16 protein-coding genes and 2 pseudogenes are annotated in these 20,439 nt (G+C 33.7%); 2 read left to right on the plus strand and 16 right to left on the minus strand.

Translation table 11 applies throughout. The features are described 5' to 3' along the window. Positions 1-120: 120 nt before the first annotated feature. From KDE13_RS06755 to rpmH, 8 genes and pseudogenes are all read right to left on the minus strand, one after another. Entirely contained in the window at positions 121-3,033 is a 2,913-nt protein-coding gene (locus KDE13_RS06755) for a TonB-dependent receptor domain-containing protein (protein WP_212141010.1), read from the minus strand. Positions 3,034-3,303: 270 nt separating this feature from the next. After that, on the minus strand, positions 3,304-4,629 hold the full coding sequence (gene mnmE / locus KDE13_RS06760; RefSeq protein ID WP_212143187.1) for a tRNA uridine-5-carboxymethylaminomethyl(34) synthesis GTPase MnmE: 1,326 nt from the start codon (positions 4,627-4,629) through the stop codon (positions 3,304-3,306). Then, positions 4,626-4,985 (minus strand): annotated as a pseudogene (locus KDE13_RS09835) (Jag N-terminal domain-containing protein); the annotation flags it as partial. The pseudogene KDE13_RS09835 and the gene mnmE, both read right to left, overlap by 4 nt. 660 nt (positions 4,986-5,645) lie before the next feature. After that, positions 5,646-5,783 (minus strand): annotated as a pseudogene (locus KDE13_RS09840) (Jag N-terminal domain-containing protein); the annotation flags it as partial. Then, a complete protein-coding gene (yidC, locus tag KDE13_RS06770; RefSeq protein ID WP_212143188.1) occupies positions 5,783-7,351 on the minus strand; it encodes a membrane protein insertase YidC in 1,569 nt (522 codons plus the stop codon). The gene yidC and the pseudogene KDE13_RS09840, both read right to left, overlap by 1 nt. Before the next feature lie 2 nt (positions 7,352-7,353). Next, positions 7,354-7,692 carry a membrane protein insertion efficiency factor YidD gene (yidD, locus tag KDE13_RS06775; RefSeq protein ID WP_212141006.1) on the minus strand — a complete coding sequence of 113 codons (339 nt, stop codon included), beginning with the start codon at positions 7,690-7,692 and terminating at the stop codon, positions 7,354-7,356. Next, positions 7,689-8,024 carry a ribonuclease P protein component gene (gene rnpA / locus KDE13_RS06780; RefSeq protein WP_338083722.1) on the minus strand — a complete coding sequence of 112 codons (336 nt, stop codon included), beginning with the start codon at positions 8,022-8,024 and terminating at the stop codon, positions 7,689-7,691. The genes yidD and rnpA overlap by 4 nt, the downstream gene beginning before the upstream one ends. Then, complete coding sequence (gene rpmH, locus KDE13_RS06785; protein WP_002940373.1) at positions 8,012-8,146, minus strand: 50S ribosomal protein L34; 135 nt, start codon at positions 8,144-8,146, stop codon at positions 8,012-8,014. The genes rnpA and rpmH overlap by 13 nt, the downstream gene beginning before the upstream one ends. A 112-nt stretch (positions 8,147-8,258) precedes the next feature. Between rpmH and KDE13_RS06790 the strand changes: the two genes are divergently transcribed. Then, positions 8,259-8,921, plus strand: a complete 663-nt coding sequence (locus KDE13_RS06790) for a uracil-DNA glycosylase (RefSeq protein ID WP_212143189.1) — start codon at positions 8,259-8,261, stop codon at positions 8,919-8,921. Beyond that, positions 8,918-10,174, plus strand: a complete 1,257-nt coding sequence (locus KDE13_RS06795) for a hypothetical protein (RefSeq protein WP_212141004.1) — start codon at positions 8,918-8,920, stop codon at positions 10,172-10,174. The genes KDE13_RS06790 and KDE13_RS06795 overlap by 4 nt, the downstream gene beginning before the upstream one ends. Here KDE13_RS06795 and KDE13_RS06800 read toward each other — a convergent pair. From KDE13_RS06800 to abc-f, 8 genes are all read right to left on the minus strand, one after another. Then, entirely contained in the window at positions 10,081-10,521 is a 441-nt protein-coding gene (locus tag KDE13_RS06800; protein WP_212141003.1) for a YbgC/FadM family acyl-CoA thioesterase, read from the minus strand. The two genes, KDE13_RS06795 and KDE13_RS06800, sit on opposite strands and share 94 nt — an antisense overlap. A 1-nt stretch (position 10,522) precedes the next feature. Further along, positions 10,523-12,130, minus strand: coding sequence for a methyl-accepting chemotaxis protein (locus KDE13_RS06805; RefSeq protein ID WP_420838378.1), 1,608 nt, complete (start codon positions 12,128-12,130; stop codon positions 10,523-10,525). Between the two features lie 99 nt (positions 12,131-12,229). Beyond that, on the minus strand, positions 12,230-12,712 hold the full coding sequence (locus KDE13_RS06810) for a DUF4149 domain-containing protein (RefSeq protein WP_212143190.1): 483 nt from the start codon (positions 12,710-12,712) through the stop codon (positions 12,230-12,232). Between the two features lie 8 nt (positions 12,713-12,720). Continuing rightward, positions 12,721-13,539: a peptide chain release factor N(5)-glutamine methyltransferase gene (prmC, locus tag KDE13_RS06815; protein WP_212143191.1), complete on the minus strand. Its 819-nt coding sequence runs from the start codon at positions 13,537-13,539 to the stop codon at positions 12,721-12,723. Then, the gene (locus KDE13_RS06820) at positions 13,526-14,731 is read right to left on the minus strand and encodes a M48 family metallopeptidase (protein ID WP_212142118.1); all 1,206 of its coding nucleotides are present in this window, start codon (positions 14,729-14,731) and stop codon (positions 13,526-13,528) included. The genes prmC and KDE13_RS06820 overlap by 14 nt, the downstream gene beginning before the upstream one ends. A gap of 46 nt (positions 14,732-14,777) precedes the next feature. Continuing rightward, the gene (locus KDE13_RS06825) at positions 14,778-16,154 is read right to left on the minus strand and encodes a sodium-dependent transporter (protein ID WP_212140998.1); all 1,377 of its coding nucleotides are present in this window, start codon (positions 16,152-16,154) and stop codon (positions 14,778-14,780) included. Between the two features lie 71 nt (positions 16,155-16,225). After that, positions 16,226-18,178 carry a BCCT family transporter gene (locus KDE13_RS06830; protein WP_212140997.1) on the minus strand — a complete coding sequence of 651 codons (1,953 nt, stop codon included), beginning with the start codon at positions 18,176-18,178 and terminating at the stop codon, positions 16,226-16,228. A 280-nt stretch (positions 18,179-18,458) separates the two neighbouring features. Further along, positions 18,459-20,396, minus strand: coding sequence for a ribosomal protection-like ABC-F family protein (gene abc-f / locus KDE13_RS06835; protein WP_212143192.1), 1,938 nt, complete (start codon positions 20,394-20,396; stop codon positions 18,459-18,461). Positions 20,397-20,439: the final 43 nt, after the last annotated feature.

The following is a 20,439-nucleotide window of genomic DNA, read 5'->3' on the forward strand; positions in this document are numbered from 1 at the left end:
TAGCTACATTCATATCTACCCTTTTTAACAAACGATATATTTTACTTTAAATTTTATAAGAAGTAGTTAAAATCCCCAAAAGCCACAACTAATTGGGGATTAAAATGTTAAATTTAAGTGTTAAAATGAGTATTCAAATGTAAAGCGGTAGTTACGCCCTGCTGAGTAGAAGCGATTTATGCCAAGTCCAGTTTCTTGATCTATCATATTTGACGTACCAAAGAGCCTGATAGACCTAGCCTGCTCCCAAGTTATATACTTCTTATCAGTTAAGTTATAAACTCCGGCTCGTAAAACTAAATTTTTAATTGGCGTTACAAAAGCTGTAAAATCAACGACAGAATACCTATCACTTCGCCACTTTATAGGAGTAGGAAATTTTATATGATCATCATACATATTATATGTATCAGATGCTCTTTTAGCCGCAACTCTTGTGTAATACACATTAAATCCGCCCCATTTATTTACATATTCTAACCCATAAACAGCGGTTTTTGGTTGGATGGCATTCATCGGCACTATACCCTTTTCTTCCGTTCTTATCCTACCTTGTTGTTTTGTATATTTATAGCTTAAGCCAAAACCTTTTAAATAAGGACTAAGCTCATCAAGTTTAACTTTTGCTTGTATCTCTGCACCTTTTACGACTGCATTTTGACGATTTACATTTCGATACATATCATATCCTCTTGCCTGTGTTTGACCGCCAGCTGCATTTGGTGGATTATAAATACCCATATATTTTAAATCTATAAAATTTTTATAATTTGTTCTAAAATGACTAATTGTTACAAAACCATAAGCATCGTCATGAAATGTAACTGCTAGTTCACTTGTTTTGGCTATTTCTGGTCTTAAATTTCCACCAGGAAGTATAGTAAAGTCAGGATGTAAAAATGTAAAATACACCTCATCAGCCGTAGGTGCCCTAAATGCTTTTGCATATTTATATTGAAACTTTAAAAATTTAAACGGATCAAGTTCGGTACCAAGAGAATATGAGTTAGCTTTGTATTTTTTAGTGCTACCTAATGCATTTATATTATCAAGATAGTTTTTTAACTCTCTAGCCTCTTTTTGTGCAGGTCTTTCATCTGGATAACAAGTTGTTGTACCAGTATAAGGTGAAGTGACACATCTTTGTGGCGGAGGTGGTAGCGGAACAAAGCTATTCATAACAAGCCCTTTTGGTATATTTGGGTCTTTACCATATTCATATAACGATTTGTAACTTATATTATCATACCTATATCCAAAATTTAAAGATACGCTATCATTTATCCTAAAATCATCAGAAATATAAAGCGATCTGTTATCTGTCTTAATAGGTATCAAAAAGCTATTTTCTGGGTCAACTCTATATGTAGAATCAGCAAATTTATTTTCCTCGCCCAATACCGCATCATAATAATTAAACCACCACTTTTTCTGCCATGAGTAATAGCCTGTGCGATTGACCATTGATTTGTGCGTTTTTGAATAAATACCTCCATATTTTATATCATGGTTTGTCTTTAAAAGATCAAAATTTTTCTCAAAGTCAAAATTTATCTGTTTTGTATCTGTGTTTAGATCACGCTCTTTCCATAAATTCTGAATGTATCCAGGTGAATTTGGCATCAAAACAAAATCCAAATAATGAGCACTGCCCACTCTTTTATAAAGCTTACCAGTCTGTGGATCTGTGTAGGACTCGTCTAATATAAATGTTTTGTTAGTTGGTAAAGTGTCACCGCTAGCATATCCGTTAAAACCATTGATTGGTTTATCGCAGTCAAATATAGAGCAATCAAACCAAAAATCACTAGGCTTTACAGCCTTAAAATACCTGGTGCTTTCACCATTTGCACCATTTTTTAAAAGTATTGTTTCAAATTCTCCATATTCAGTTTTAATATTACCAACTTCAAGTTCCGGATCATTCCCATCTTTGTCTACTATTTTACCGTCTTTTACCCTAAGTCCGGCGTTATTTTTTACACCTTCACATTTGCCACCACCATCGCAATAATCATCAGTTCTAGCCCTTGTTTTTATCTTCTGATTTGAGTATGTGATATTAAAAAAGTCCCATAAAGGCGTCTCTTGATAATTATCATAAGAAATTTGAAAATTCTGTCTTTTTACACTATCGTTTGTATGTCTTAGATCAACTTCATCAGCCCAACCAGTGCCTGTGACATAAGGTTGAAGGGTATAAGACATATCAAGCCCTTTATTTGTTGCAGTTTGTCTATCGCTAACAAATGTTATACGATGCTCGTCAGTTGGGTTAAAACCAAGCTTAACTAATGAGCTGTATTGCTTTCTTGTGTAAGGATCAGTCTTTTCACGTTTTTTCCCTTTTACACTCTCATCATAAGTTTTATATCCATAATTTTCTAGCTCATGCCCTCGCCTAAGAGTCCTAATAGCAAGTAGATCAAACATACCAAGCCTAAAAGCAGCTGTAGCACTGTTCATATTTTGGTTATCGGCGGTATTGTATCCACTTTTATAACCTAAATAATAATCCTTATCAATTAAAAAATCTCTGGCGTCTTTAGTTTTATATATAACAGCTCCGCCTAAAGCACCACTACCAGCAGTAAGAGAATCGGCACCTTTATTTATCTGCACGATAGAGATATTTTCAATTTCGGTACTGTTTCTGGTATTATTAAAATTTCCATATCCTTCAAAAAGCTCTTTAAAACCCTGAGATGAGAGCGTTTCAGCCTGTGCCAAACCATCAATTTGTATAGCTACTCTATTTTCATCAACACCACGCATAGAAAAACCACTAGTTCCCATACGACCCTTTTCAACGACTGAAATTCCAGTCTCGTAACGCACTATATCACGTACATCGCTAGCTTGCTGCTTGCTTAATTCCTTTGCTGTTTTCTTTGTCTTAGCAATACTTGGTACCTCATTTTCATATTCAGAAGTAACTTCTATTTGTTCTAAGACAACGCCATTTGTATCATCACTAGCACAAAGGGCATTTGCAAAAAAAATTGCTAATAAAATTTTATTTTTACTCGACAAAAGATGCTCCTATATTTTAGTAAGCATAATGATAACTATTTTTATTTTAAAGTAAGTTTAAAATATATTGATTTTAGATTTACATTCTATATTTTTTAAAATTATTTTATAATTTTAGATAAATAAATACAGAATACATTTTACTTTAAGGCTATTTTAATGCTTAAATAATCTTAAAATATAAATTTATATAATTTAATATTTTCTTAATTTTGTAATATGTAGTAGTTTTATTTAATAAGTATTTATATTATATTAAGTTTTGAGTAGCTACTTCCCAAGACAAAAATGTGAAAACATCTCATCAAGTATCTCACTACGTTCAAATGGCTTTGTAATATTTGCCATATTTGTGATAGCTAAGTTTATTTCATAAGCAAAAAGCTCTAGCTCATTTTCATTCAATAAATTTAACGCTCGCATGATTGCACTGGCTGCATTTTCACAAGAGTCAATCTGCTGTTTTGAGTTTAGTATCACTTCATTTGTGTCTTGCGTATCTAGATACTTGCTAAGTGCTGATACTATAGAATCGGTGCTATTTTTGGCTGAGATTTTTATAGGATTTTCAAGCCTTAAATTTATAAATTTTATACTTAAATCACACTTGTTTAATATATAAAATACCTTTTTGTCGCAATCTAAAAGCATATTATAAATTTCGTTATCTTGCTCATCAGCTTTATTTGATGCGTCAAAAACAGCTAGTATAATGTCTGCTTCCTCGATTGCTTTTAACGAGTGTTCTATGCCGATCTGCTCGATCTTTCCAGCGTTTTTACGAATTCCAGCGGTGTCAATGATACGAACAAAATGAGTTGAAATTTTAATGTTTTCTTCTATTCTATCACGTGTCGTACCAGCCTCGTCGCTAATAATTGCTCGTTCATAGTTTAAAAGTGCATTTAAAATTGAGCTTTTACCAACATTTGGCTTACCAACTATGGCTATCTTAAACCCATCTATAAGCCCTTGCCTACTGCGTGAAATTTCAACTATCTTTTTTAACTTCTCGCTATTATTTTTAAGCATATTATTAATGCTATCTAGCAAATCTTTTGGCAGATCGTCATCAGCATAATCAATGCTAGTCTCAACAAATGCCAAAGTCCTAACAAGCTCAGTGCGAATTTCATCTACAAATTTACTCAGATCACCTCTCATCGCCTTTGCGATAACTTTTGCTGCACTCTGGCTTTTAGCGTTTATCAGACCTTGTATACTAGTGGCTTTGACTAGATCCATTTTATTATTTAAAAATGCTCTTTTACTAAACTCTCCAGGCTGTGCCAATCTAGCACCCAAAGAGACAAGTGTATCAAGGATTAAATTTGCTACAATAAATCCACCGTGCGTCTGAAACTCCACAACATCTTCACCTGTAAAACTTGCTGGAGCTTTAAAATAAAGCATTATACCCTCGTCTATAAACTCGCCATTTGAATAAAATTTACTTAGCGTTGCGTAGCGTGGAGTTAGTGATTTTAAATTTGTTAGTTTTAAAGCCAGATTAAGTGCATCAACCCCACTTAATCTAACTATACAGATAGAGCCAAAACCGTGTGCTGTGGCGATGGCTACAATAGTGTCATTCATTTTTTTACAAAGTCATTTACGACTACGAATTTGCCATCATTACCATTTTTGATACCGACATACTTATCAGGGAATTTTTCACGCAATTTTTCCAAGGCTATCTTTACTAAAATGCCATCAAGTGGTTTTGTATGAGCCCTACCAGCACTTTGCACTCGCTCTATAACACTTTGCAGATACTGCGTCATCATAGCCTCTTGATTCTTAAGAAATTCTGCGATTTCTAGGCGAACATATAGATTATACTTTGAGTTTATCCAATTGTGTAGCAGATATGAGATTGCCTTATATCTATAACCCTCTTTACCTATAAGCAATGCAGCATCTTCACCATCAAGCTCAATAAGAACCGTTCCATCATCAAATTTAGCCACCTCTACCTTACTAATCGCAAAGCAACTTGCTCTAAATAATCTATCCAACCCATCCTTTATATCAGGTAAAATTTGCTCCACATCAGCCTTTGGTTTTAACTTTTTCTCACTTTTTAAATCAGTTGGTTCGAGTGACTGGTTTTCATTTTGATTGAAGTTGTCAATTATAGACACATCTAAGATATTTTTAACTTCATGCTTTTTTAAATTTTCTCCCTTAGCACCGTCATTTGTTACACTCTCATCAGGTACATCAATACGCTTTATAATGTAATCTGATTTAGAAGTGTTTGTTTCTTCAATCTTATCAGCAAATGCCATCTCAGAAAGGTTTGTATTCTTATCATTCAGACTTAGCTCATTGTGATTTTCACCTTTATATTCGCACCTATTTTCACATCTGTCTTTGTGTTTTTTGTTGCGGTTACGTTTTTTATCATTATGTTCTTTTTTACTCTCACGAGAGTTTGTTTCATCTTTATTTTCTTTGATATTTTCTTTTGAACCACTATCTTTTAAATTTGCATTTGAGTCATTTTCATTTTTATTCTCTTTATGCTCATTTTTATTACGATTTTTAAATTTATCCCTTGGCTTATCATGTTGTCTTTGTGGTAATTTTTCATTTACCGCTTCGATAATTGCATTTTTTTTAAAAAAGCCCAAAAAACCATTACTGGGGTGTTGAATAACTCTTATATCAAGCTCAGTTACAGAGCATTTTAACTGCTCTGCTGCTTTTTGAAAAGCCTCTTGTAAATTTGGTGCTTCGATACGCATTATACCTTTACCTCCGCCTTTGCTTTTCTGTGTTTTTCAAATAGTTTATTTACAAAAATTTGCTGAATAACAGAACATACGTTATTCACAAACCAATAAAGTGTTAAGCCTGCTGGGAATGTTACAAAGAAAAATGTAAATATCAGTGGTAAATACTTCATAATCTTTTCTTGCATAGGGTCAGTAAATGTCGTAGGTGTAAGCCTTTGTTGTAAAAACATCGTCACACCCATTAATATCGGTAGGATAAAATATGGATCCATAATTGAAAGGTCGTGTATCCAAAGTATCCATTCAGCTCCCTTTAGTTCAATAGCATTTAATAATACGCGATAAATAGCAAAGAATACTGGAATTTGAAGTAATATCGGCAGACATCCACCCATTGGATTTGCTCCATTTTTCTTATAAAGCTCCATCATACTAGCGTTTAGTTTTTGTGGGTCACCTTTGTATTTAGCCTGAAGTTCTTTTACCTTTGGGGCTAGATCTTTGAGTTTATTCATCGATAGCATTCCCTTATAAGTTAGCGGGAAAAGCACAAGGCGTATCACAAGTGTAAGCATGACAATCGCCCAACCCCAATTGCCAATATAACTATGTAAAAAATTTAAAAATGCAAACATTGGCTTTGCGATAAAAGTAAACCAACCATACTCTATAACATCGTTTAGTCGCTTATCAATACTATCTAATACCCTATGCTCTTTTGCTCCGATGTAACCACTGGCTTTAAATTTTCCATTTTCTGAGACAAATACGACCGCATTATTTTTTGCGTCAGTGCTCATAACTACACTCATTGGCTTATCAAACGAGTAAAAAAGCGTAGTATAATACCTATCAGAGTCCGCTGCTATTGTGATATTATCAAATTTTTCACTACCTTCTAAATCATCATCTTCAAGGATAGTTAAGCTTTCATCCGTATGTCTTAAAAGTGCTCCGTGTATTGTGTAGTTATCTACTACAACATTTGGTCTAAGTCCAGGAGATATAAAATACTGAGTTTGACGATCCAAAACAACGTCTATATCGTAATTACCATCAGGATAAAATGTGAGCTTTTTATTAACTGTTAAATTTTGCAGTTTTTGAGTTAAATTTATAGTTTTACTCTCACCATCTTTTACCTCGATCTCACTCACATCAGCTGTGTAGCTTGTGTTAAATGCTTGTTCGTTGATAATCGTATCACTAAATCTCATCTCAAGAGGTAATGGTGAAGAGTTAGTTAGCTCAATACGACTGCCATCTTCAGTTTTGTATTTTGCTTCATTTAGATAAAATTTACTGATACGTCCCAGATTATCGATTAAAATTTCATATTTTTTAGCCTTTATTGTAGCAATAATCTGCTCTCGTGCGTTACTTGTAGTTACCGGAGTGAGACTTGCATTTGCAACTGGTGCAGCATTATTTTGAGCTATAGGCTGCTGAATTTGTGTTGTTTGATTTTGCTCTATTAGAGCATTTTTTGGAATTAAAAAATAGTCATAAACTATAAAAAAGATAATTGATAAAAGAGTTGCAAGCAAGACTCTTTTTTGAGTAGAGAGTTTGTCCATTTTTAGTATTTTCCCTTCAATGAATCTAAAACTTTTATAACATAAAATTTACTATTTTTACAAGGAATAAACCAAAAGTCTATACTAAATTTTTGCTGTTTAAATATATAAAAACTTCTAAATTCCTTGCTAACTATAGGATAGTCGATACCACCTTTAAAAAGTTGATTGCACCTTAGAATTCTCATAAAGCTAGCAAAAAATGCTACAAAAAAGTTATTGTTTTTAAATTGCCATATTGCATATTCAGAACAAGTTGGATAGTATCTACAAGATCTTGGGAATAAATTTGATATATAAGCCTGATAAAATCTAACGCAACCAACTATCAGACCTTTCATCTCATACACCCAAGCTTTCTAAGCGACCAATTGAGGCTTTTTTGAATCTTGTCAAATGAAATACTATCTGTGCCATTTTTAGCCACCATAATATATACGCCGTCCGCAACTTCATCACAAATTTTTATAAAAGCAGCACGAATAAGCCTTTTACAGCGATTTCTAATAACTGCTTTTCCTACTTTCTTACTAGCAACTATAGCTAATTTGCTCTCGATTGAAGGTTTATAAAACACTACGCAGACATCATTGTGCCATTTTTTAGCCTCTTTATAAACCGATGAAAACTCTTTTGAGCTACTTATATGCTCAAAACGGACTAAGCTGCCAATCTTTTTCTACCCTTAGCACGTCTAGCATTTATAACTTTGCGACCATTTTTAGTTTTCATTCTCAAACGAAAGCCATGTGTGCGTTTTTTAGGTGTTTTGTGAGGTTGATAAGTTCTTTTCATTTCTTTCCTTAAATCTAATATAAAAGCGTGATTTTAGCAAAGCAATACTTAAATTCCTTTGAATAAGCTATATAATTATATGAATTTTAAGTAAATTCAATTATAATATGAGATGAGAATTTTAAACGGTAATGAAACACTTAATGAGCTATATTTTTTAAAAGCTATAGGCTATAAATTTATAAATACTAGCTTTTCAAATTTTAAAAAAATATCAAACTTTGATAGTATTTATGAGCTAAATAAACAGATAAAAGAGTGCTCCTTGTGTGCTTTAAAAAAGACAACAAAACACAGCTTAGTCGGATCTGGTAACACAAATGCAAAGATAATGTTTATAACACTTTCACCAAGTGCAAGCGAAGATGAGAGCGGTGAGTTTTTACAAGGAAATTTAGGACTTAAACTGCGTGAGCTTATCTTTAATGCTCTAAATTTAGAAAAAGATGAATTTTATATAAGCTCAATCTTACGCTGTAAAAGCTTAGCTGACAATAGTAAAAATTTAGAGTGTTTTAACCTTTGCAAACCATACATAATAGATGAGATACGACTTATAAATCCGCATGTCATCGTCGCTTTAGGGGAGCAAGTGTTTTTAAATTTATATCCGCAAAATTCAATGAGCATGAATTTTGAAAGCATTAGAGGAAGTATATTAAAATTTAGAGATAGCTTTTTACTTCCGACATATTCAAACTCTTGGCTAATGAAAAATCCAAGTTTTGAGAGCATTTTTTTAGATGATTTAAGAAAGATCAAAGGACTTATATGAGAAAAATTTTTATTCTATTTTTTATATCTTTTTCCTGTACTTTTGCTAAGATACAAACTCTCTCAAATATTGCTCCTGTTAGCATAGAATACATAAATCTCGAGACTGGATTTTGTGGTGAAAAATGTTTAAAAGAATTAGCAGATAATGATATGTTAGCTAGTTTTATGGCTAGATTTGAGCCTAGCATAGTCTCAGACGCCAAGCTTTTAGAGCTATATGCTTTACTAAGTGGCAAATTTATACCATCGTCAAACGGCTCAAATAAAATTGCTGTGATTATCCCACAAAAAGTCATCAAATCATACTCTCAAGTCGTTACAAATGCACTAATAGCCTACATAGCACAGACAAATGCAAAAGTCGAGCTTAAATTTATAATGAGCAACGACGAAAGCCCACAAAATATCACAAATGCGTTAAATACTGCACGAGAAGGTAATTTTAGCTATATTATCGCTCCACTAACGCGGATCGGTGCAATGATATTAATGCAAAATTTAAAGCAAAATGAATTTGCATATATTCCGACCATTCACGTCAGTGCCGTCACACAAACTATGAGAAATGTAGTGTTTGGCGGAGTTGATTACAAAGCACAGATTGCAGTACTATCGCGACTTGCAAATGAAAAAATCGTAGCTTTTAGTGACGCCAGTCAGCTTGGAAATTTATTAAACGATTATGCTAGAATATCAAATTTAACCGAATTTTACGATGTAGCCATAAGCGGTAAAGACCTAAAACTAGATGTTTATCTAAATAAAAAATCAAGATACAATAACTCAACAATGTTTTTAAACTTGCCAGTTATCAAAGCGTCACTCATCGCAACACAGGTAAGAGGATATGAGATCTCACCATATGCTCTTTTAAGCACACAAATAAATTTTATCCCAAATATCTTAAGCGTGATAGCTGAACGTGATCGACAAAATCTTTATATAGCCAACTCTATAAACGTGCAAAATGACGATATAGACGATACAAATGCGTTGTTTCAGACAAATCTAAAATTTAACTGGATAGCATATTCAAGTAGTGTTGGTATTGATTATATTTATTCGAATTTTATCAATAATACACAAAAAAGACTATTTAAAGAAGAGCCAATAAACTCGCAAATGAACTATACTATACAAATTTTTAAGGCAGATGGCTATAAATTTGAGCCATTTGACCTACTCAACACTAAGCCGTCTGAATCTATAGATGATAGTAAAAATTTAGCCAACTCATCATCTATCCTTTGAGGTTTGCCGTTGTTTAGACATGCCACAGATATATCTGCGGTAAAAAGTAGCTCGTTTTTAGAATTACCGCTAATATCAATAACTCTAAAAATTTCCTGTCTTAAGACAAAAGAAACACGTTTAAGTTTGATCATCTTACTAGTAACTTCTAAAATATCGCCAAGATGAGCCGACCTAATAAATTTAGCATTTATCGCACTCACGACGAAGTTACAATGTGGCGAAAACACATCAAGGTTCGATCTAAAGAGTATCTCACTCCTTGCTCGTTCACAATATTTTATATAATTTGTATGATAGACTATGCCACCAGCATCGGTATCTTCGTAATAAACTCGTATTTTCATCTTAAACTTTAAATTTATTTAAGTTGCTTTTTAAGCTATCAGATACACCATCAAGTGAGCTAGCAACACCCATTAGCTCTTGTGAAATTAACTGATTATCATCGGCGATTTTGACAGATTTTTTCATCTCATTAAGTAAATTTTCCATACTAGATTGTGCTTGATTTATGCGGTTTTCGACATCTTGTGTCGTTTTTATAGATTTATTATTTGCTTGTTGAACGTTAGTGGCTAATTCCATAAGGTCGTTTGCGTTTTCGCTTAAAAATTTTATATTTTCTGAGTTTTGTTTGAGTGAATCTCTAAGCTCTGATACACCATTTATTATGCTTTTTGAATTTTCTGATATATCATCTAGCTGGTTACTCGTTTGCTCGGCTAGTTTTTGCACCTCTTCAGCTACAACTGCAAATCCTCGCCCATATTCTCCAGCTCTTGCTGCCTCTATAGCTGCATTAAGGGCTAGCAAGTTTGTCTGATCTGCGATATCATCTATAATATTTAAGATCTTTCCTATATTTATGCTTTGCGTAGCAACTATAGTTGTTTTTTCTGCTAAAATTTGCTCATTTTGACTAGCTGTATTTATATTCTCTACAATCTGTTTAAGCAAATTTATGACATTCTCAAGACTTTTGTTTGAGTTTTGGCTAAGGGTTGTGGCATCAAGTGCCATCTGTTTTGTAAATGCAAAATCATCATCAATATCTTTAGTAAAATCATATGCGATATGTATCTGCTCTTTACCAAATTTTGAGTTATTTGCAAGATTCACCGAACTATTTCTAAGAGTTGATATTTGTTCTTTTATGCCATCTGAACCACTTTGGATATTTTTAACGGCATATTGTGTTTTTTGTATAAATTTATTTATATTTGTGCCTACTTGCCCTATCTCATCATCGCTTTTTATACGCACTCTAGCACTCAGATCGCCATCACCATTTGCCAAATCTTCAGTGCGTTCGAGTAAATTTTTAAGTGGATTTATGACAACTTTTCGCAATGAAAATACCACTACAATTAAAGTTAGTAATAAAAATAGAGCGAATACAATAAAAAATTTAATACTATTTTTAGCTAAATCGCTATCAATATCATTAAATTCATAAGACAACTCCATAACACCAAGCACATCATTCTCCTTAGATGTTACATGGCACACCAAGCACTCACTAGTCGCTTTTAGTGGTTTTATAAGTCTTATATAATGCTCATTATTGTTTTTTATATTAAGTGCTTTATCAGCTGGATTATTAAACTGTTCATTTATCTCGGCGTCAGCAATATGTGTGTTTTCAAGTCCAAACATTTGAATAACATCACTTGAGGAATATACTTTTATATCCTTTATGTTATCTATCTTTGAGTTAAGCTCTATACTATTTTTTATCGCTTCACTATCACCTAAGTTCATAGCTCCACGCAGAGAAACCATAACTGACGAACTAAGCATTTCAAGACTTTTTGTCACTAAATTTTCAGATGATTTTTTAAATTCAAAGATTATAATGCTCTGGAGTATTGCAAAACTTGTAAGTAAAACAACAAACATGCTAATAGCAATCTTTTTACCAATACTAAACTTGCTCATATCAACTCCAATCATGCTAAAATTAATATTTATATAATAACGTAATTTTCTAAAATTCTTATAAAATTTGCTGATATTTAAATAAAAATTTTAATAAATTTTACAAAATATTTATTATCCATTTTTATATTGCTTTTTATATAATGAACCTACAAAAAATAGCAAAATTTGAGCCATCATCATTATCTTCATCGTTAACTCACTAGCCTTATGAATATTCATAAACTCTGCACTTTGAATTGTAGCACTCTCACCTATGGCTTGAGCAGTAAGGATATAAGGCGTAAAATAAAATACAAATATACAAGCAAGGGATAAATTTATAAAATTTAATGCAAATGTTGAAACTCTTACATAAAAACAATCTTTACTACGCAAAACAAATACACTAAATACAAAAGCAAAAAGACTAATAATGATTAATGCATAGTTGTATTTTAAGAAAATTTGCGTCATTAATATGCCACTTTGAAAATGTGTCAATACCTCGCTACCAATAAATTTCTGAGGATAAAATATCACAGGGGCTACAAAAATACCAAGTGCTATCTCAATGCCAACTAGAGTAGCTAGTAAAAACAAATATATATTTTTCATATTTTTCCTTATTTAAATTTATAATTTGCTACAAATCCTCTATCAAAACCAGCTAAATCTTGATAAAATTCAGCCTCAAATTGATTAAGAAAAAGGGCATTTTGCATAGATTTTTTTTGATCATAACCCATCTCGCATATTAGAGTGTTAATCGCCCTATTTCTAGTGGTTAAAATGATATTTTTAAGCATCTCATCACCACTCTCACCACTAAAAAGTGCCTCGTGAGGTTCATTTAATACAAACTCATCAAGCTTATATGAGTTTGCGATATATGGAGGGTTAGAAACAACTAGGTCAAACCCTCCACTCACCTCGTCCATATAAGCACAATGCACAAAATTTATACGCTCACTCACGCCAAATTTATTAGCATTTTTTTGTGCTACCTCTAATGCCTTTTCGCTTATATCAGTAGCAATTATCATAGCGTCTGAATTAAGTGCTAAGCAAATACTGATAACACCACTACCAACGCCTATCTCGCATACTTTTGGTGCTTTTAAATTTAATAAATTTTCAAGTGCTTTATCTACTAATATCTCAGTCTCGGGGCGTGGTATTAAAACCCCACTTTGAACAAAAAACTCAAGTCCATAAAATGACGTCTTGCCAGTTATATATTCAAGCGGTTCATGTGATTTAAAGCGATTTATAAGGCTAAAATACTCGCTCTCTCGCTCTAAGCTTTTATCTAAATTTAAAAATATCCATTCCAAACTTATGTCTAAATGATGCATAAGTAATATTTTGGCAACTCTAGTAGGATTATCGCAAATACCTTTAAAATCGATACTTGCTAGCTGCAAGGCCTCAGCTATCTTCACGGCTTAGCTCATTTATGCGTTCATAAAGACTAGGATGCGAGTGATAGACAAATGAGTAAAGCGGATGAGCCTTCGGGAAGGCTTTATTCTCACTACCTAGCTTTTTTAAAGCACTTACCATATCATTTCTGCTTTTCACACTCGCACCAAACTCATCAGCCTCAAACTCATTTTTACGGCTAAAATATGAGATAATGGGCGTAAAAATAAAACTAAAAATAGGCGAAAAAAGCAACAAAAACACTATCACTGCTCCACCATTATCACTAAGTCCAAGTGCGTTATATATGCTATTTGAGATATTACCAAAGACTAAAAACATACAAAATAACATAACTGCACTCAAAGCTATCATCTTAAAAATATCTTTATGCTTAAAATGTCCCAACTCATGCCCTAAAACAGCTATAATCTCATCAGATTGTAGCTTTTCAATAAGCGTGTCAAACAGCACGACACGTTTCGTCGCACCAAGTCCACCAAAGTATGCATTTAATCTATTGTCTCGTCTGCTTGCGTCAAGTATGAAAACACCACTACTTTTAAAACCACAACTATCAAGAAGTCCTATTATAGATCTTTTTAAATCACTATCTTCAAGTGGTTTTACCTTGTTAAATATCGGTGCAATAAGCGTTGGATAGATTAAATTTATAATTAAGATTATCACAAAGCTAAGCATAAACGCCCACATCCACCAAAGCTCACCTAAGAAATTTATACACAAAAGTATCAGCCAGACAAAAAGCGATCCAAAAACGAGCGTAAGAGCAAGTGACTTTATCGTATCAATAATAAAAATTTTTGGTGTTATATTTGAAAAACCTTGTTTTTTATCCTTTACAAAGCTCTCATATAAACTAAACGGCAACTCAACCACGGCATTAATAAGCAAAAAACTCATCACAAAAATTATATTTTCGCTCATTGTATTTTGCATAAGCGTAATCTCGCTTAAAGCTCTAAGCCCCCAAGTAGCCCAAATAATAAAAACAAATGCATGAAATAAAGCCCCTATTATCTCAAATTTATGGTTGTCTATCTTTATAATAGCAGCATTTTTATACTCATCTTCACTTAGCACTACAGCAGGTTTGTGGCTCTCGTTTTTTACGAAATTTATATCTAAAATACAGAGATAAATTCTAACTAAAGTATATAAAATATATAAGAATATCAAGGCATAAAACATAAAATTCCTTTAAATTTTTGCAAAATATTATCAAAATTTAGTAAATTTATTTTATGAAATTATCATAAAAACTACTAACAAAAACTACTAAAATAATAAATGGAATAATGTAGCGAACATACCAAAACCAAAAATCAACTATCTTTGCATATCTCTCACTACCCTTTAATATCTCACGCTTTGCCTCGTCTTTTAGCACCCAACCAACAAATATCGCACATCCAAGTGAAGTTAGCACGAAAAATATAGTCGCACTTATGGCGTCATATGCATCAAAGATATTTTTACCAAATATAGTTATATTGCTTAATAAATTTGTAGCCATTAGTGATGGGAGATTGCCAAGCACAAAAATGCCACCAAGCACGACAAATATGACTTTTCTGCGTGAAATATGTGTCTTTTCTTGAATCGTGGTTATCATCACTTCATAAATAGGCAAAGATGTCGTTAAGGCAGCTATCATTAAAAGTGTAAAAAACGCTACTGCAAACGCTCCGCCAGCCCACATATGAGAAAAAACTATCGGAAGGCTCTTAAATACAAGGCTCGGGCCACTGTTTGGCTCTATGCCAAAGGTAAAAAGTGATGGAAATATCATAAATCCAGCCAAAACCGCAATACCTGTATTTAAAAGTCCCGTGATAAATGAAATTTTTATCAAGGCTTCATCTTTTTTCACAAAGCTAGAAAGTGTTATCATTACACCAAAACCAAGCGAAAGGGCGAAAAATACCTGCCCCAAAACATCAATAAAAAGCTTCATATTTATCTTTGAAAAATCAGGTGTTAGATAAAATTTAACTCCTTGCATCGCACTATCAAGGCTTAAATTTTTAATAACCATCGTTAGCATAAGCAAAAACAAAAGTGGCATAAGATACTTCGCAGCTCGCTCTATTCCAGTAACTGCACCCTGCACTAAAATAATATAATTTATCAAAACAAAAACAAGTGTCGCAAAACTAATAGCAAGTGGGTTATTAACAATATTTTGCTCATAAAAGGCACTTGTAGTGGCTATATCAACGACATTTGAAAGATCAAGCAGACCAAAAACAATCTGCAAGATATAATTTAATACCCAGCCACCAATAACCATATAATAAGCCATAATTCCAAATGCACCAAGTAGTCCCATATATCCAACGATCTTCCAATAAGGCGGTATTTTTTTGCCACCAACACTACCACTAAACGCATCTACAGCATTAACTTTTAGTCGCCTACCTATAGCGTTTTCAACTAAAATCATAGGTATGCCGATGACAATCATCGCGATACAGAATGTAAGAACATATGCACCACCACCATTTTCACCTACTAGATAAGGAAAACGCCAAGTCGCACCAAAGCCCACTGTAGCACCAGCAACAGCTAAAATATATGTAAGTCTTGAACTCCAGCTTTGTCTGTTTTTCACGTTTTATCCTTTAAATTTATAAGTAAAAAGGTGATTTTAACGCATTTTTGCTTATATTTTGTTTGACTGTGCTAGCCATTTCGCAAAGTCTGTAAAAACTGCATATGCCTACGATACTGCTCTATCACGTCATTTATGATAGTCGCCTCACTCCAACCAAGTATGTCATAATCCTGTCCACCCTCTTTTAAAAACACCTCCGCTCTATAATACAAATCATCTCCACCTAAAAAATTTGTATAATCAGGGCTTTGTCTTTTTATAAGTTTTACGCCATAGTAAAAATCCATCTCATCACCAAGCCCGACTATAATCTCTATAAATTTATCCTGATCGTTTTTAATTATCTTTGCTTTTAGCGAATTTTTTTCAAACTCTACTTTAAGCTCGTCAAAAACTCGTATGAGCGTATCATTTATAAATCTGTCTGCACTCCGTTTATTTGGTAAATTTATAATCGCTGCTAATCTCTCCTGCCACGACTTTGACATCTCAGAGAGTGGCATATTTGAAAACACGCTTTGAGTGTGCTTTTTAAGTACATCTACACGTAACGCCCTAAATAGGCCAAATATCGCCATCATAAGTGCTATCGTAAATGGTAACGCCGCCGAGATTGTCATCGCTTGAAGCGAGGCAAGTCCACCATTCATCATAAGTACACAAGCGACCACACCAACGCTAAGTCCCCAGAAAATTTTCTGCCACATTGGGGTATTGTCCTTACCATTTGAACAAAGCATATTCATCACCATCGCACCAGAGTCAGCCGAAGTAATAAAAAATACCGCTACCATCAAAACCACGATCGTACCTAAAACACTAGAAAAGTTAAACTTATCTAAAAACATGAAAATAGCCATTGAGCTATCAGAGTTTGCGACATTTGCAAGCTCTATAAAGCCATTTTGCACCATTTCAATTGCACTATTACCAAAAAATGTCATCCACATAAATGTAAAACCAGTCGGCACGAGTAATACTCCGATGATGAACTCACGTATCGTTCTGCCCTTTGAAATTTTAGCGATAAAAAGCCCTACAAATGGCGACCATGATAGCCACCAAGCCCAGTAAAGTAACGTCCAACCGCCTAGCCAAGTATCCTTACCCTTATCATATGCGTAAAGGTTAAGCGTGTTTGAGATGAGCGTTGAGATATACTTACCACTATTTTCAACTAAACTTTGCAAAAGATGTGTAGTATGGCCTAAAAATAGTATAAAAAGCATAAAAACAATAGCTACAAATATATTTAAATTTGAAAGGAATTTTATACCTTTATCGACGCCACTAGCCGCCGAAATGGTTGCTAAAATACACAATACAAAAAGTAACGTGATATTCATATTTGGCACACCATACATATATGTAAGCCCGGTATTGACCTGCACTACACCATATCCAAGTGATGTAGCGATACCAAAAAGTGTGGCAACTACGGCAAATACATCAATCGCATCGCCCCATATACCAAAAATTTTATCTCCTATAATCGGATAAAATGCAGAGCGTAGTGTAAGTGGCAAGTTGTGTCTATATGCAAAAAATGCAAGTATTAAAGCCACGATCGCATATGTCGCCCACGCACCAAACCCCCAGTGAAAAAAGGTAATATTCATCGCTTGTCTAGCTGCACCGATCGTCTCGGCAGTGCCAACAGGCGGATGCGTATAGTGCATAAGCGGCTCACTCACACCAAAAAATACAAGTCCTATCCCCATACCAGCGGCAAAAAGCATAGAAAACCAAGATATGTTTTTAAACTCAGGCTTTGAGTGATCAGCTCCTAGCTTAATCTCTCCAAATTTAGAAAATCCCAAAATCGCGATCGCAATTAAAATAATCGCAATTGATAAAACGTAGAACCAACCAAAATTTTTTGTTATAAAATTCTGTGCATATTTAAAACACTCAAATGAAAAATCCGGTGCGACAACTGAAAAAATCGCAACAAAAAATATCACAAATATAGACGGATAAAATACATTTGGATTAAATTTAGCCAACTTTGTCTGTGTCATTTTATCTCCTTTTATAGTTTAAATTTACTATAGCTATTAAATGTTAGTGTGGAAAATTTAATAATACTATTAGCAAGAGGACTCAAACAAAATAGCATAAAAAGATAAAATTTTTCATAAACTCACTTTTTAAAATTTATATTTTATAAAATAGTAGTGATAATTTTACGGGGTTTTAAATAATATCCAAAGCCATCAAAATATTCAAAATTTAACTGCATCAATGTAAACACAACTACCTCTTTAATGCTGTTAAAGTCTTGAACTTTTATAAATTTACTTAAATAGCTTTAGTCTCCAAGCTCTCAGCCACTTCAAGCACTTCAAAATACTCATTTTCTAGCCGTTCAAGCTCCACATTTTTCGCTTCTAGCTCGTCATTTAGTGTTTTTAAGCCGATTTTTTGATAAATTTGCGGATCGCTAAGTGCTGCATTTAGCTCATTTATCCGTCCTTGCACAGCATCTATGAGCTCTGGATACTCGTTTAAAATTTTATTTTGTTTATAGCTTAACTTTATGCTTTTATTTTTTTGGCTCTGCTCAATATTTTGACTCAACTCTTTTTCGTATGAATTTAGCTCATCAAGCTCATCTTTTAACTCTAAAAACGCAGAATATTCGTTATGCACGATCTCTATCTTTTCACCCTCAAACGCCCAAAGTTTATTTGAAATTTTATCCACAAAATAGCGATCGTGGCTTACAAATATGATCGCTCCTTCAAAGCTTTGTAGATAGTCTTCTAATATATTTATAGTAGCTATATCAAGGTCATTTGTCGGCTCATCAAGCACCAAGCAGTCGTATTCTTTAGTAAAAAGCAAAGCAAGTGCTAGACGATTTTTCTCTCCACCGCTTAACACACTAACCGGTTTATCTAAAAACTCCTTTGGAAATAGAAAATTTTTAAGATATCCAAAAACGTGCATATTTCGCCCACGTACCAGCACATGATCGCCACCATTTGGACAAAATACCTCTATCAAACTCTTATCATCATTTATACTCGTTCTTGCCTGATCAAAGTAGCCTACACGCACATCACCACGCTTGATCTCACCACTACTAGCACTCATCTCACCAAGTAAAATTTTTAAAAGTGTGCTTTTACCACTACCATTTCGTCCGACTATAGCGATACGCTCACCCTGTAAAACTCTTGCATCAAAGCCCTTAAATAGCACTTTACCGTTTAAATTTATACCCAAATTTTTAAACTCAAATAACATTTTTTTACGGTTTGTGCTTTGTGTTTGATTAAAATTCTTACTCGCACGCTCAAGCTCTAGTTTAACACGACGTATTATGCCAGGATTTTTCTTCGCCTCCTCACGCATCTTTAGCACTCGCTCTTTTCGCCCTTCGTTACGCTTTAGCCTTGCTTTTACGCCACGTCTTAACCACTCCTCTTCGCCTCTTAGCTGCTTTAAAAGCGTCTCATGTGATTTGGTAAGCGAAGCTAAAATTTCTTGCTTTTTAGCCAAATAATTTGCATATCCACCATAAAAACTAGCAAGTTTTGCCCCATCTATCTCAACCGTGCGAGTAGCAAGTGCATCTATAAAGTAGCGATCGTGACTGATAAAAACTATGCTTTGGCGTGAGTTTTTCAGCATATTTTCTAAAAATCTCACCATATAAACATCAAGGTGATTCGTCGGCTCATCAAGTAACAACACATCAGGCTTTTTAAGCAACAATGCTCCAAGTGCCACGCGTCGGATCTCGCCACCACTTAGTGAGCAAACAGCTCGATTTTCATACTCTTTTAAGCTAAAATATTCAAGTACCTGCTCTATTTTACGCTCTATATCCCAGCCCTCCTTTGCCTCTATAAATTTAAAAAGCTCATCTTGATGCATTTGCAAATCACGATTTTCAGGATCTTTTGCACATTTTATTAGTGCTTGCTCATACTCACTTCGTGCAGTAAAAATTTCATCAAGCTCTCGGCTCAATGCCTCTTTTACGCTCAAACTCTCATCAAATTTTGGCGTTTGAGCCAACATTGCTACATTTATGCCATTTTGCCTTATCACACGCCCGCTATCAGGTTCGTAAATACCACTAATAATTTTCATCAACGTGCTTTTACCACCGCCATTTTTACCTACGATTGCGATACGCTCACGCTCATTTAAACTAAAATTTACCTCGTTTAATATCTCATTTGAACCAAATTTTTTACTAATTTCTATAAGATCTATTAATGCCACAAAATTTCCTTAAAATTTAAAGATATGATTTTAACCAAATTTA

It is taken from the genome of Campylobacter anatolicus (assembly GCF_018145655.1).
GTDB lineage: Bacteria > Campylobacterota > Campylobacteria > Campylobacterales > Campylobacteraceae > Campylobacter_A > Campylobacter_A anatolicus.